Consider the following 15,654-nt stretch of genomic DNA (forward strand, 5'->3'; position numbering starts at 1 on the left):
TGCAATATAAATCTTTATTCAGCATTATTATTTAGTTATTTAACATATATATGTATAATAACGAATAATTATACTAATTAGCAAATTTTTTTTATATATTAAATAAAAAATGTATTATATCACCATCATTAATAATATATTTTTTACCTTCTATTTTTATTTTCCCAAATTTTTTCATAATATTAATACATTTATAAGTAACATAATCTTTATACGATATAACATTAGCTCTAATAAAACCACGTTGTATATCACTATGAATTTTTTTTGCTGCATTCACAGCAATAGTACCTTTACTAATACTCCATGATCTAACTTCTTTAGTACTAACAGTATAAAAATTATGTAAATTTAATAAATTAAAACTAGATTGAATAATTTGATTTAAATAATGATTTTGTATTGTAGTATCTTGTGTATTTTGAGATTTTAATTTAGCACATATTGGCACCGTTAAAAATTTTGTAGCAATATGATTAATTTTAATATCAGTATTTTTTTTATTTAAATGTTTAAAATCCATATTTACTACAATCATTATTGGTTTAATACTTAATATTTGATAAGTATTCAAAATATTTTTTTCTTCAAAACTAAAATTAATATTATTTAATAAAATTTTTTTTTTCAGATACTTTAAACAAATATGTAATAAATTGAGTTCTTTATGTCTAACAAATTTTTTATTTTTTAAAAATTGTATTATTAATTTTTCACATAATGTTATATCAAATTGTATTAATTCATTATGAATAATATCAATATCTTTAATAGGATCTTGAGAAGATAAATCATATATATTTGTATCATAAAAATATTTTACAACATGTATAATAGCATTAACTGTTGCAATATGTCTTAAAAATTTATTACCTAAACCAATCCCTAAATGTGCACCTTGTATCAATCCAGCAATATCAACAAAAGTAATAGTAGTATATATATTTTTTTTTGTATTAACTAACTTAGATAAAGTTAATAATCTAGAATCAGGTACTTTAACAATACTTATATTAGGTTTTATAGTACAAAAAGGATAATTTAATGCATCTACATTAGAATTAGTTAATAAATTAAATAAAGTAGATTTACCAACATTTGGTAAACCAATAATACCGCATTTTAAACTCATAATGTTATCCGTGTTTTACTGTGTAAAAAATTTATTGCTGTACAAAAATTATTTGTTTTAATTAAAATTTTTAATGCACAAATACTTTTATTTATAGCGTAAAAAATTTTTTTTTGCTCTTTTATATTTGGTTTGTTTAATACAAAAATATTAGTTTGTAATTTATCATTAGGTTTACCTATGCCAATTCGGAGTCGATGAAATTGTTGACTTTTTAAACAGCATATGATATTTTTTAAGCCGTTATGTCCACCACTACTCCCGCCATATTTAAATTTTGCTATACCAGGATAAAAATCTAATTCATCATGAATGATTAAAATATTATTTAAATTAATTTTATAAAATTTTAATATTAATGATATAGCTTGTCCGGAATTATTTATAAAACCATCTGGTATAAATAATATTACGTTTTTATTATATAAAAATAGATTACCTATATATCCTAACAAAGATCTATTTTTTGTAAATTTAATCTTAAATTTTTTTGATATTTCTAAAAGACAACAAGAACCTATATTATGTCTTGTATTAATATATTTTTTACCATAATTTCCTAAACCTATTATTATTTTTAACAATTTAATAATCCTTTATTAATAATTATTTAAACATTATAGAAAGTGATTCTTCATTATTTAAACGACGAATAGCTTCCGATAATATTAATGATAGAGTTAATATTCTAATATTACATAATGTCTTCATATTTTGTTGTAAAGGTATACTATCACATACTATGATTTCATCTATCACTGAATTACTAATATTTTTCTCAGCATTACCAGAAAAAATAGGATGTGTAACATATGCAAACACTTTTTTTGCACGATGTTGTTTTAGTATCTTAGCTGCTTGACATAGTGTTCCTGCTGTATCAATTATATCATCTATTAAAATACAGTCACGATTATTTACATTACCAATAATATGCATAACTTCTGATGTATTATATTGCAATCGTCTTTTATCTATTATTACAATATCAGCACTATTAAATAGTTTGTCAGCTAATATACGCGCACGAACTACTCCACCAATATCAGGAGATACAATTATAGGTTGTTGTAATTTTTTTTTATATAAATCTTGTAAAAAAATAGTGTAACTTAATACATTATTAATGGGAATATTAAAAAAACCTTGAATTTGTTCAGCATGTAAGTCTACCGTTAAGATTCTATCTACACCTACATTAGACAAAAAATCTGCTATAACTTTAGCAGTAATTGGTACTCTAGCAAAAGATATTCTTCTATCCTGTCTAGCATAACCAAAATAAGGTATTACTGCTGTAATTCTTGCAGCTGATGCACGTTTAAAAGCATCAATCATAATAATTAATTCCATTAAGTTATCATTACTAGGACTACATGTAGATTGTATAATATAGATATCATCACCACGTACATTTTCATTAATTTGTACTAATGTTTCACCATCACTAAATTTCCCAACATATATCTTTCCTAATGGCAAAGATAAATTTTTTGCAATTTGTTTTGCTAATTCTGGAATTGCATTTCCAGTAAATAATTTCATATTAAACATTATGATACCTTAAGTATTTTACATATAATTATATTTTATATAATATACAAAACATTTTTTTAAAATACATATTTTATTAAGAATTAAATAATTTACATCATTAAAATTTATATTATATTAGAATAAAATTTGATAAAAAGTATTATGTATGAAGCAATATATTATAGATAAATTAAATTGTTTATTTAAGACCTATAAAAATCTTGAAAAACAATTTTTAAATAATAAAACTTATGATCAAAACTATAAAAATCTTACTACTAAGTATAATAAATTATCATTTTTAATGAAACTCTTTATGCAATGGAAACAAGTACAAAAAGATGTAAAAAATAATCAAAACTTATTACAAGATAAAGAACTACATTCTTTAGCATTAGAAGATAATTATCGTTTGCAATTATTAAAAAATAATATAGAAAAGCAAATTAAAATATTTTTATTACCTAAAAATAACAAAGAACAACGAAATTGTTTTGTAGAAATTAGATCTGGTTCTGGAGGCAAAGAAGCAGCAATTTTTGTTAGTGATATATCTAGAATGTATATGAGATATGCGGAATCTAAAAAATGGGAAATTGATATTATACATATTCATTATGGCGAACATGGTGGTTATAAAGAAATTATTCTAAAAATAATTGGTTATAATGCATATGGGACATTAAGATTTGAATCTGGAGGTCATAGAGTACAAAGAATACCAGAAACAGAATCTCAAGGTAGAATACATACTTCTACATGTATTATTGCAGTTTTGCCAGAGCTTTTAAAAAAAGAAATGCCAATAATTAATATACAAGATCTAAAAATTGACACATTTAGGTCTTCAGGTGCTGGAGGGCAACATGTTAATACTACAGATTCAGCAATACGTATTACACATTTACCAACTGGAATTGTTGTTGCATGTCAAGATGAAAGATCACAACATAAAAATAAATCAAAAGCATTAGCAGTATTAGCATCAAGAATTGCAACCATGGAACAAACGAAAAGGAATAAAAATACCGCATTAAAAAAGAAAACATTATTGGGATCAGGAGATCGTTCTGATAGAATTAGAACATATAATTATATCCAAAAAAGAGTAACTGATCATCGTATTAATTTAACAATATATAGATTAGAAGAAATTATGAATGGAAAATTAGACATGTTAATTAATCCTATAAAAAAAACAATATTATAATTATTTACTTTTATTGGAGTAATAACATTATGATGATTAAAACGTGGTTAGAATATGCTACTAATACTTTAGTAAAGTATAATATCGATAATCCGCAACTAGAAGCCGTGATAATATTATCTTCGATCTTTAAAAAACCAAAATATTGGATTTATGCATTCAATGAATATATACTTAATAAATTTTATTTAAATAAAATTAATCAATGTTTAAACAGAAGGATAAAAAAAGAACCTTTAGCTTACATAGTAGGTTTTTGTGAATTTTGGTCTTTAAATATATATGTTACCCCAGATGTGTTAATACCTAGAAAAGAAACAGAGTTAATTGTAGAGGTTAGTATTAATAAAATTTATCATAATAATATTAATAAAATTTTGGAATTAGGTACTGGAAGTGGTGCTATATCATTTGCTATTGCCTCGAGTAATAAATTTGTTAATATCATGGCTACTGATATTTCGGAAAAAGCTATTCAACTTGCTCAGTATAATTTAAAACAATTAAATTTCACAAATATTATTTTGTCACAAAGTAATTGGTTTAATAAAATTGCTCATCAAACTTTTGATATTATAATTAGTAATCCACCTTACATTAGTAAACAAGAATATAAATATCATGAAGAATATTTAAAATTTGAACCTAAAATAGCTTTAATCGCAAAAAATAATGGTTTAAATAATTTTAAACATATAATTTCACACTCATATAATTATCTAAATAATTTTGGTTGGCTAATATTAGAACATGCACCATATCAAGCAACATATATTATGCATTTATTCAAAAAAAAATTTTATAATATTCAAACATATATGGATTTAAATAATAAATTGAGAGTAATGTGTGCACAAAAAATTTTACATAAAAACAATAATTTTATATAAATAAATAAAAAATTTATTGTTATATTATTAATATAAATATATTATAAAATCTTGTTTGTAGAAGATATATTTTAATATAAAATTGTATTAGAACCAATTACTGTGACATATAATATATTCATGAATATGATAAAAAATATACACCAAAATAATAATATAAAACAATCTAAAAAAGATTCTCAAAAAAATAATACATCATCATTATTAATGAGAGATCATAGACAATTAGGCAAACAATTAAATTTATATCATTTTCAGGATGAAGCTCCTGGAATGGTATTTTGGCATCATAATGGTTATATTATTTTTCAAGAATTAGAAACATTTTTAAGAAAAAAATTACAACAATATAATTATCAAGAAGTTAGAACGCCTATTATAACAGATAGTATTATTTGGGAAAACACTGGTCATTGGGAAATTTATAAAAAAGCTATGTTTATAACTTCATCAGAAAATAGAAAATATTGTATTAAGCCCATGAATTGTCCAGGGCATATACAAATTTTTAAACATAAATTAATGTCTTATAAAAATTTACCAGTTAGAATAGCAGAATTTGGGATATGTCATAGAAATGAGCCTTCTGGTTCTTTACATGGATTAATGAGATTACGTAGTTTTACACAAGATGATGCACATATTTTTTGCACTAAAGAACATATTACTCAAGAAATTACTAATTGTATACATATGATGTATGAAATATATAATATATTTGGTTTCAAAAAAATACGAGTAAAATTATCTACTAGACCAGACAAACGCATTGGAAATGATAACATTTGGAATTATACAGAAAGTCATTTATCAGAAATACTGCATCAACTTAATATTATTTTTGAATACCAAAATGGTGAAGGTGCATTTTATGGTCCAAAAATAGAATTTTCTTTTTTTGATTGTTCGAATAGAGAATGGCAATGCGGTACTATACAATTAGATTGCTCATTATCAAAAAAATTAAATTTATTTTATATAGATCATAATAATAGACATCAATATCCTATTATTATTCATCGTGCTATATTAGGTTCTTTAGAACGTTTTATTGGAATTATTTTAGAAGAATTTCATGGTTATTTACCTTTATGGATAGTACCATTACAAGTTATAATTTTGAATATTAATTCCAAACATAATAACTATATCATGAATATAGTAAATATTTTTATGCAGCATAATATAAGAATTAAAGCAGATCTAAGTAATAATAAAATTTCTTTTAAAATTAGACAGTATACTATGTTACATATACCATATATTTTCATTTGCGGTGATCAAGAAATTCAAAATAATACAATAACTATTAGAAATTGTTTAGGAGAAAACTTGGGATTTATGAAAATACATGATATTATTAATAAAATAAAAGAAGAAATACAAAATTATAAAATAACACAATATATTATTTAGGAGAATAAAGTATTAAAATTGTTAAAAAAAAAACATCATTAACACATCCTAATAAAATAAATGAAGAAATTATTGGTGATAAAGTTAGATTAATAGGAATTAATGGTGAACAAATAGGTATAATAAAATTTGAACATGCACTAATAAAAGCTAAAAGTGTTGGGTTTGATTTAGTTGAAATTAATGCTGGCGCTGTTCCTCCTGTATGTCGCATAATGAATTATGGGAAATTTTTGTATATTAAAAATAAAACTTTTAAAGAACAAAAAAGAAAACAAAAAATTATACATTTAAAAGAAATAAAATTTAGACCAGGAACTGATATAGGAGATTATAATGTTAAATTACGTCATGCAAAACGTTTTTTAAAACAAGGAGATAAAATTAAAGTTACTCTCAGATTTAGAGGTAGAGAGATGATGCATGTCCAAATTGGTTTAACTATATTATATCGTGTAAAAAATGATTTACAAAACTTAGCTATGGTAGAGACATTCCCTACTAAGATAGAAAACAGACAAATGATCATGATATTAATTCCTAAAAAAAAATAAAGTACGTATCTCGAATAATATAATAAATTGTTTAATTTTCCATAAAAAGATAGGATCATATTTCACATGCTAAAAATGAAGACTGTACGTAGTGTTGTAAAAAGATTTAAAAAAACTGGTAATGGTTATTACAAACATAAACAGGCTAATTTACGACATTTATTAACTAAAAAGACTTCTAAAAATAAACGTTCATTACGACACAAAAAAATTGTTTATAAAGGAGATACTAATTCTATAAAATTATGTTTACCTTATTTATAAATTTTAAAATAGTATAATACTAGGAGAGCATATTATTATGGTTAGAATTAAAAGAGGTGTTATTGCACATGCAAAACATAAAAAAATTCTAAAACAAGCTAAAGGGTATTATAGTGCACGTTCACGTACATATAGATCTGCTTACCAAGCTGTTATAAAAGCGGGACAATATTCTTATAGAGATCGTCGTCAGCGTAAAAGAATGTTTAGAAGATTATGGATTACTCAAATTAATGCCGCTTTAAAACAAAATAATATAAAATATAGTAATTTTATTAATATTTTAAAAAAAACAAATATCCAACTTAATAGGAAAATATTAGCAGAAATTGCTGTAAATAAAGTTCATTTTACAAACTTAGTGACTACAATAACACAAAAGATTTCTTGATGATATATGTTAAAAACATGATACATATACAAATTTTATGTCAAAATATTATTTTTGATTAAATGTAAGATATAAAAAATTATTTCTAATATGATGTTAACAAACATAATAATAATGCTACAAAAGGATATTAATCTTATAACTAATATCCATGATTTAAATTTATTGAAAAAAAAATATTTAGGTAAAGATAGTTATCTTGTAAAACAAATTAATATTTTAAAAAAACAACAAGACCATACTAAAATTATTCCTTTATATCATTATAAAAAAAAAATTTTTCAAATAATATTAGATTATAAACAAAAAATAGATAATAAAAATATTAATAATAGTATATCTCATGAAACAATTGATATTACTTTACCAGGAAGCCCAAATAATATTGGTGCAATCCATCCTATTAATTACATTATTAATCAAACCAAAAAATTTTTTCAAAAATTAGATTTTCAAGAAATACAAGGTCCGGAAATTGAAAATTGTTATTACAATTTTGATGCATTGAATATTTCTCAAGATCATTCTATACGTACTAAACAAGATACTTTTTGGATTAATAAAGATATTTTGTTAAGAACACAAACTTCTAATATGCAAATTAGAATTATGAAAATTATTAAACCACCTATTCGCATATTAACTTATGGTAAAGTATATCGTAATGATTATGATAATAAACATACACCCATGTTTCATCAAATGGAAGGGTTAGTTGTAGATAAACAAATTAGTTTAACTGATTTAAAAAATATATTATTAGATTTTATAAACTATTTGTTCCCTAAAAAATATAAAATACGTTGTAGACCTTCTTATTTTCCTTTTACAGAACCTTCTTTAGAAATTGATATTATGGCACAAAATACAAATGTATGGATAGAGATATTAGGTGCAGGATTAATACATCCAAATGTCTTAAAAAATGTTAATATTGATTCTTGTAAGTATTCTGGATATGCTTTTGGCATTGGAATAGAAAGACTAACTATGTTATATTTTAACATAACAGATATACGTTTATTATTTGAAAATGATATACGATTTTTGCAACAATTTAAATATAATAAAGTAATTAGTTAAAATGATAAAATTTCAAATATCTTGGTTACAAGAGTGGATTATGTTTAATAGTATGGAATATGTAATTAAACAATTAACTATGCTGGGTTTTGAAGTAGAACATATAGAATATACTAATATTATTACCAATAATAATATATTAAATAAAATTTATATAGGTCAAATTAATAATTTTACATTATGTGAACAAAAGACTAATCTTTATAAATTAAATATTAATATTAGACAAAATTCTCATATAACAATATTATCTAATGATTTTATAAATTATAAAAAAAACATGTATGTAATTATTGCGACTAAACAATCTATTTTATATAAAACGTTATCTACATTACCACAATATAGTTTTTTACAATATTCAGATGGTCTTCTTTGCGCTAAAAAACATCTATGGAAATACAATTCTACATATCCAAAAAAAAAATATGATATTATACTACCAAAAAAAGAATATATTTTTAAAAAAGAGTATTTACATCAGTTTATTAAATTACATAGTAGTACTATATATGTTACTATACCATATAATCGTTATGATTGTAATAATATTATGGGTTTAGCACGCGAATTATCATCCTGCTCACAAAATATTTTTTTAAGAAAAAAAAAACATTTTATTAATAAAAAAAATAATTTAAATATACATACACTATCACCAATAAGTGTTATGAAACCATATAATTCAAAAATTACTAAATATCTACATCAATATAATTATTGTATAATAAATCATGTAAATTTATATAAACACATACCTACTTGGATGGAAGAAAGATTACGTATTGCAGAAATACCTATATCTATAAATTATCCTTTAATAAATATTAGTAATTATCTTTTATTAGAATTAGGTTATCCTGTTAGTTTTTATGATGCAGATCATATTATAGGTGAGATAAATATTACTTCTAATTTAGAAGAACAAACAATTATGTCCAGTAATAATAATCAAGAGATAAACATTCCAAAAAATTTAATTACAATGAATGATAAAAAAAAAATTTTATCTGTAGCTGGTTTATGCCAAAATATTAATATTTTACCAAAACAAAATACAAAAAATATTTTTATTGAAAATATTTTTTTAACACAAACATATATGAAAACATTAGTAAAAAATGATATGTTGCATGAGCATATTATAACTCCATATATCAAAGGTTTAGACCCAAATATACAAAAAAAAGTTTTTATACGTACGATTGAATTAGTTAAAAATATTTATGGTGGTAATAATAATTTACTTAATTTTATTAAGTTAAATAAAAAAAATGTTTCTAAGAAAACTATTAAAGTATATTTTCATAGAATAAATACTTTATTAGGATTTAACTTATCAAAAAATATAATTTTAAATATTATTACAAAATTATATTCTAAAATATTAGAATTTAATGATGATTTTTTTAAGGTAGAAATACCAAGTTGGCGTTATGATATTACAAATTTTGAAGATATAGTAGAAGATATTATTAGAATTTATGGTTATGATAAAATACCTATTAAAACAGATAATATATACACAGGATATCATATACAAAATAATAAAATGACTCATTTAAAGTACTTATATAATAACATTAATATTAATCAAATAAAATCTATACTTGTATATAAAGGATATTATGAAGTAATTAATTACAGTTTAGTAAACATAAAAACACAGTCAAAATTTTTTCCTAATATTAAAAATATTAAAATATGTAATCCAATATCACAAGATATGTCTGTCATGCGTAATTCATTATTTTATGGTCTAATTAAAAATATTATGTTTAATCAACATAGGCAACAAACTAGCTTACGTTTTTTTGAATATGGACTTTGTTTTGACTTACAAAATAATATTAATTTACAAAATATTTCTCAAAAATATTATTTAAGTGGTATTATTAATGGTAATTATTACAATGAACATTGGAAAATTAATAATCGTAAAATGGATTTTTATGATTTAAAAGGTGATATAGAATGTATTTTACAATGTGATAATATCAATAATATTATACATTATAAAAAAACCGATACAATTAGTATATTACATCCACAACAAAGTGCATTGATTTACCTGAATAATATTTGTATAGGATATATTGGTGTTATTCATCCTAAAATTAGTATAAATTTACAAATAAAAAATCAAACTATATTTTTTGAATTATTTTGCCATAAAATTAATATTATATATAAACATAATGTTCATTATATTTCTAAATTTCCTATGCATCAACGAGAAATATCTTTTTTAATTAAAAAAGATATTATTTATGATGATATTATTGGCATATTAAAAAAAATAAATATAAAAGAAGTTGTTAATATTAATATATTTGATGTATACGAAGGGAAAAATATTCCTATAAATTATAAAAATATTACTTTAAGTATTAAAATACAAAGTAAAATATGTACGTTACAAGAAGAGGAAATAAATTATATTCTACAAAAATATATACAATCTTTAAAAGATAAATATCAAATAATATTACGTGATCATTAATATAATTACTCTAAAAAGGATACTCTAAATATGTTTAGCGGCATTATACAATATTTAGGGATAGTTTATCATATAAAACAAACACAAAATATAACTACAATTTTTATTAAAGTTTCTAAACACTTTATTTTAAATCTACACATAGGGGATTCTGTATCTAATAATGGATGTTGTTTAACTGTAACTCATATATATCATAATGATATAATCAGTTTTGATATTGTTAAACATACATTAAAAATGACTACTTTTAAAACAATTCAATTAGGTGATTTAATAAATTTAGAGAAATCTTTAACAATAAATACATATATTGGTAGTCATATTGTTTTAGGACATATCACAGATACAGCATATATTGTATGTATTACAAAACATGATGCATATACATCTATATGGATACAACTTAACAACATCAAACACATGAAATATATTATTACAAAAGGATCTATTTGTATAGATGGAGTAGGTTTAACTATTGACCAAGTATCAAAAAATAAATTTAGTGTGAATATTATTCCACAAACTTTAGCAAAAACCACACTATATTTAAAACAAATTAATAATAGTGTAAATATTGAAATAGATATTTTTATTAAAACAATAGTACACATAACAGAAAAATTTTTAAAAAAAATATATTTATAAATTTTTTAAAAATATATAGGATATATGAAACATGTTAAATAATAACCAAATTGACATTTTACATCAATTAAAATCTCGTGAAATATTATATCAGATTACTGATATGAGTAACTTACATAAATTATTGTCTAATAATAAAATTAATTTATATTGTGGTTTTGATTTAACAGCAGATAGTTTACATATAGGACACTTAATTACTATTATTACTTTAAAATATTTTCAAAAATTAGGTCATAATATTATTATATTACTAGGTGGTGCAACTAGTTTAATTGGAGATCCTAGTTTTAAACATAAACAAAGATCCATAATTAATATGGATATAATTAATAAATGGTATACTAACATTAGTATACAATTACAATATTTTTTTCAAGAAACTAATATTACTATAGTGAATAATTTTGACTGGTTTAATAGTATGAATGTTTTATTTTTTTTAAAAAATATTGGTCAAAATTTTTATGTTAATCAAATGATTAATAAAGATGCTATTAAAAATAGATTTATCAAAAATAAAGAACATAATCATATTTCTTATACAGAATTTTCATATAATTTATTACAAGCATATGATTTTGCATTTTTATATAAAAATAATAATGTTATGTTACAAATTGGAGGTTCTGATCAGTGGGGCAATATTGTTTCTGGAATTGAATTAATAAAAAAATTATATCAATATAAAGTATATGGTTTAACTACGCATTTAATTACTAAAAAAAATGGTGTTAAATTTGGTAAAACAGAAAACCAAACAATATGGTTAGATAAAAATAAGACTACTCCATATTTATTTTTCCAATATTGGTTAAATATTAGTGATAGTATAGTTTTTAAATTATTAAAAATGTTTACTAAAATTGATAGTAGAATAATTAACGAAATGAAACATAAAAAAACATATTATAATAAGCAAAAAAGTGCACAATACATATTAGCTGAATATATGACTAATTTAGTTCATGGAAAAACAGAATTATTAATTGTTCAAAAAATTACTTACTTATTATTTGTAAAACAATTTAGTCGTTTAATAGAAAATGATTTTTATTTTTTATTAAAAAATAATATTAATAATATTTTTTTAAATCAAAAAAAATATTCTTTACAAGATATTTTAGTATGTAGTCATTTAGCCCCATCTAAAAAACAAGCTAAAAATATGATACAAGCACATGCTATACATATTAATGATCAAATAATTACTGATATTAATTTTATTTGTAATATTCAATGTAGCAAATTTAATCATTTTTCTTTGCTAAGAAAAGGTAAAAAAAATTTTGTACTAATTTTTTGGCAATAAATTCTAAAACACTTATATGCGTTCTAGAGGATTCGAACCTCTGACCATCACTATGTCATAGTGATACTCTAAACCACTGAGTTAAGAACGCAAATCCATGTTTAATCATACAATAAAACGTATATATAAATCAATTTTTTTGTATTTTAATTATACGATATACCATTGATGATGATGATATAGTTAAAGCAATAATAAAACCCATCCAAAAACCTGCAGGACCCATAGCATTGAAAATATAATTTGTTTTAGCAAATATAAAACCTATAGGCAAACCAATTAACCAATAAGATATAAAAGTTATATAAAATATAGATATAGTATCTTTATATCCTTTTAAAATACCAGAACTTATAACTTGTATAGCATCAGGAATTTGATATAAAGCAGCTAAAAAAATAAGTTTTGACGCTAAATAAATAATATTTTCGTTGTTATTATATAAAGATACTATGTTTTTTCTAAAAAGTATAGTAAAAATAGAATTTAAAAAACCAATAATAATACCAATAAATATTACAATCCAACTAATTTTATATGCTAATAATTTTTGATTAGAACCTAAAAAATATCCAATTCTCATTGTTACAACTTTACTTAAGGAAAAAGCCATTATATATATAAAAGAACTAAAATTTAGGGCAATTTGATGACTAATAATATTTTCTATACCCATGGGGTAAATCAATAAAGATACTATAGTAAATAATGTTACTTCAAAAAAAATTGAAAATCCAATAGGTAAACCTAATACTAATATATTTTTTATAATTTTATAATTAGGTTTTATACATATATGTGTGATATGAATATTTTTAAAATATTGTGAATATGAAATCCAAAGAAAAACCATAATACACATTATCCAATTAATTACTACCATTGATAATCCACATCCTAACCCTCCAGCTTTAGGGAAATAATGACATCCATATATAAAAATATAATTCAATGGTATATAAAATAATATACTGATAAAACTAATTATCATAATAGGTATGGTATATAATAATCCTTCAGATAAACAACGTAAAACTTGTAATAATAAGTATGCTGGAGTAGACCATACAATAATTTTTAAAAAAAGAGATACTTTGCTAGCTAATAAAGCATTTATATGTGGTAAATATGGTATAAATATACTGATTATATATATAATTAATATAACAATTATTGATAATAATATAGATAATAAGTATGCTTGCTGTATATGTTTTTTAATACATATATATTTACTAGATCCATATAATTGTGAAATAATTGGTATTAATGATAGTATAATACCATGAAAAAATAATATTATAGGTGACCATATTGATGTGCTAATAGCTATTGCTGCAACATCTATATTACTAAAATAACCTAACATAACATTATTAATAAAACTGATAGATATTTGTATCACTTGTGCAAATATTATAGGTATTGCTAAAATAAATATTTTTTTGATTTCTAAAATAGTTTTTGTATGCATAAATTAATTTTATAGTATATGATAATGATATTATATAATATATAATATATATATTATTAATATTAATGAATATTAAATATTAAATTTTTTTATTATATTAAATTTTTATTAGATAAGAGAATCAGATATGAATATTTTAGCACAAATTAAACAACAAATTATAGATAATCCAATCATTTTATATATGAAAGGTACTATAACACATCCTCAGTGTGGTTATTCAGATAAAACTGCAAAAATAATATTAACATACAATGTAAAATGTACATATATTAATATTTTAGATGATGATAATCTTAGAAAATTTTTACCTAAATATGCTAATTGGCCTACTTTCCCACAATTATGGGTTAATAATACATTAATTGGCGGATATGATATTATATTTCATTTACATATTAATAATAAATTATTAGATATTTTAAATAAAAATGTGCATGATATTTAATTTTTAAAATGAATTATCTTTGTCGGCGGCCAACAACCTAATTGTTGCCATATATTGATGTATCTACAAAATAATTTTGCTGTACGATTAGCATCATATAAAGCAGAATGTGCTTGTTGATTATCAAATGAGATACCCATAATTTTACATGCTCTAGCTAAAACAGTTTGTCCTAAAATAAACCCGCTTAAAGTAGCTGTATCAAACATAACAAAATTATGGAATGGATTAATATGTTGCATGTCAATACGTTTTATTGATTCTAAAAGAAAACTATGGTCAAAACTAACATTATGTGCTACTAAAATAGCTTTTTTGCATTTATTTTTTTTAATATATTTCCATATTTTATGAAAAATTATTTTTAATGCTTCTCTTTCAGAAATTGCACCACGTAAAGCAGAATATATATTTATTTTATTAAATAATAAAGCTTCTTGAGAAATATGTGCACCTTTAAAAGGAGTAATATGAAAATGAAGAGTCTTATGTAATGATAATAAACCATCATTCATTTGTAATGTTACTAAACTAATTTCTAAAATAGCATTTATCTGAGAATTAAATCCTGAAGTTTCTATATCTATTACTACAGGACATAAACCTTGAAAACGATTAGATAAATAATTGGAAAACATTTTATTCATATATTATTTTTAAATTTAAATTATATTTTACCATAATATTTTACATTATTATATTTAATGAGTAAAATTATACTTTATAAAAAACATTTTATTATTTAAAGATGTATTATAATGATAAAATAATTATATATCATATAAGGTGTAAC

General features: G+C 21.7%; 16 protein-coding genes and 1 tRNA gene. 11 read left to right on the forward strand and 6 right to left on the reverse strand.

The genetic code is table 11. From position 1 onward, the window contains the following. Window positions 1-91: 91 nt before the first annotated feature. The 3 genes from ychF to GJT86_RS00505 are packed head-to-tail and all read right to left on the reverse strand — an operon-like array spanning window position 92 to window position 2,686. Window positions 92-1,132 (reverse strand): redox-regulated ATPase YchF, encoded by a 1,041-nt coding sequence (gene ychF, locus GJT86_RS00495; protein ID WP_168920351.1) that lies wholly within the window; start codon window positions 1,130-1,132, stop codon window positions 92-94. Continuing rightward, the gene (gene pth / locus GJT86_RS00500) at window positions 1,129-1,716 is read right to left on the reverse strand and encodes an aminoacyl-tRNA hydrolase (RefSeq protein WP_168920352.1); all 588 of its coding nucleotides are present in this window, start codon (window positions 1,714-1,716) and stop codon (window positions 1,129-1,131) included. Before pth ends, ychF begins: the two co-directional genes overlap by 4 nt. A gap of 22 nt (window positions 1,717-1,738) precedes the next feature. Next, the gene (locus tag GJT86_RS00505) at window positions 1,739-2,686 is read right to left on the reverse strand and encodes a ribose-phosphate pyrophosphokinase (RefSeq protein ID WP_168920353.1); all 948 of its coding nucleotides are present in this window, start codon (window positions 2,684-2,686) and stop codon (window positions 1,739-1,741) included. Between the two features lie 148 nt (window positions 2,687-2,834). Between GJT86_RS00505 and prfA the strand changes: the two genes are divergently transcribed. From prfA to tyrS, 10 genes are all read left to right on the forward strand, one after another. After that, window positions 2,835-3,878, forward strand: a complete 1,044-nt coding sequence (prfA, locus tag GJT86_RS00510; RefSeq protein ID WP_168920354.1) for a peptide chain release factor 1 — start codon at window positions 2,835-2,837, stop codon at window positions 3,876-3,878. A 29-nt stretch (window positions 3,879-3,907) separates the two neighbouring features. Beyond that, window positions 3,908-4,768, forward strand: a complete 861-nt coding sequence (gene prmC / locus GJT86_RS00515) for a peptide chain release factor N(5)-glutamine methyltransferase (protein ID WP_168920355.1) — start codon at window positions 3,908-3,910, stop codon at window positions 4,766-4,768. A gap of 126 nt (window positions 4,769-4,894) precedes the next feature. Continuing rightward, window positions 4,895-6,184: a threonine--tRNA ligase gene (gene thrS / locus GJT86_RS00520; RefSeq protein WP_168920356.1), complete on the forward strand. Its 1,290-nt coding sequence runs from the start codon at window positions 4,895-4,897 to the stop codon at window positions 6,182-6,184. Window positions 6,185-6,201: 17 nt separating this feature from the next. Further along, window positions 6,202-6,738, forward strand: coding sequence for a translation initiation factor IF-3 (gene infC / locus GJT86_RS00525; protein ID WP_246209057.1), 537 nt, complete (start codon window positions 6,202-6,204; stop codon window positions 6,736-6,738). Window positions 6,739-6,804: 66 nt separating this feature from the next. After that, the gene (gene rpmI, locus GJT86_RS00530) at window positions 6,805-7,002 is read left to right on the forward strand and encodes a 50S ribosomal protein L35 (protein WP_168920357.1); all 198 of its coding nucleotides are present in this window, start codon (window positions 6,805-6,807) and stop codon (window positions 7,000-7,002) included. A 37-nt stretch (window positions 7,003-7,039) separates the two neighbouring features. Next, window positions 7,040-7,393, forward strand: a complete 354-nt coding sequence (gene rplT / locus GJT86_RS00535; protein ID WP_168920358.1) for a 50S ribosomal protein L20 — start codon at window positions 7,040-7,042, stop codon at window positions 7,391-7,393. A 114-nt stretch (window positions 7,394-7,507) separates the two neighbouring features. Continuing rightward, window positions 7,508-8,476 carry a phenylalanine--tRNA ligase subunit alpha gene (pheS, locus tag GJT86_RS00540; protein ID WP_246209055.1) on the forward strand — a complete coding sequence of 323 codons (969 nt, stop codon included), beginning with the start codon at window positions 7,508-7,510 and terminating at the stop codon, window positions 8,474-8,476. A 1-nt stretch (window position 8,477) separates the two neighbouring features. Beyond that, window positions 8,478-10,979, forward strand: coding sequence for a phenylalanine--tRNA ligase subunit beta (gene pheT, locus GJT86_RS00545; protein WP_168920360.1), 2,502 nt, complete (start codon window positions 8,478-8,480; stop codon window positions 10,977-10,979). A gap of 30 nt (window positions 10,980-11,009) precedes the next feature. Further along, complete coding sequence (locus GJT86_RS00550; protein WP_168920361.1) at window positions 11,010-11,627, forward strand: riboflavin synthase subunit alpha; 618 nt, start codon at window positions 11,010-11,012, stop codon at window positions 11,625-11,627. Window positions 11,628-11,658: 31 nt separating this feature from the next. Beyond that, window positions 11,659-12,939: a tyrosine--tRNA ligase gene (gene tyrS, locus GJT86_RS00555; protein ID WP_168920362.1), complete on the forward strand. Its 1,281-nt coding sequence runs from the start codon at window positions 11,659-11,661 to the stop codon at window positions 12,937-12,939. A gap of 17 nt (window positions 12,940-12,956) precedes the next feature. Here tyrS and GJT86_RS00560 read toward each other — a convergent pair. Both GJT86_RS00560 and GJT86_RS00565 read right to left on the reverse strand, forming a co-directional pair. Beyond that, window positions 12,957-13,030: transfer RNA gene (locus tag GJT86_RS00560), tRNA-Val, on the reverse strand. A 39-nt stretch (window positions 13,031-13,069) separates the two neighbouring features. After that, entirely contained in the window at window positions 13,070-14,413 is a 1,344-nt protein-coding gene (locus tag GJT86_RS00565; RefSeq protein ID WP_168920363.1) for an MATE family efflux transporter, read from the reverse strand. Between the two features lie 127 nt (window positions 14,414-14,540). Here GJT86_RS00565 and GJT86_RS00570 point away from each other — a divergent pair, with 127 nt between their 5' ends. Next, complete coding sequence (locus GJT86_RS00570; RefSeq protein WP_168920364.1) at window positions 14,541-14,861, forward strand: glutaredoxin family protein; 321 nt, start codon at window positions 14,541-14,543, stop codon at window positions 14,859-14,861. Here the strand turns inward: GJT86_RS00570 and rnt are convergent. After that, entirely contained in the window at window positions 14,858-15,508 is a 651-nt protein-coding gene (gene rnt / locus GJT86_RS00575) for a ribonuclease T (protein ID WP_168920365.1), read from the reverse strand. The two genes, GJT86_RS00570 and rnt, sit on opposite strands and share 4 nt — an antisense overlap. Between the last annotated feature and the right edge of the window lie 146 nt (window positions 15,509-15,654).

This window comes from Enterobacteriaceae endosymbiont of Macroplea appendiculata, from assembly GCF_012571605.1.
Taxonomy (GTDB): domain Bacteria; phylum Pseudomonadota; class Gammaproteobacteria; order Enterobacterales; family Enterobacteriaceae.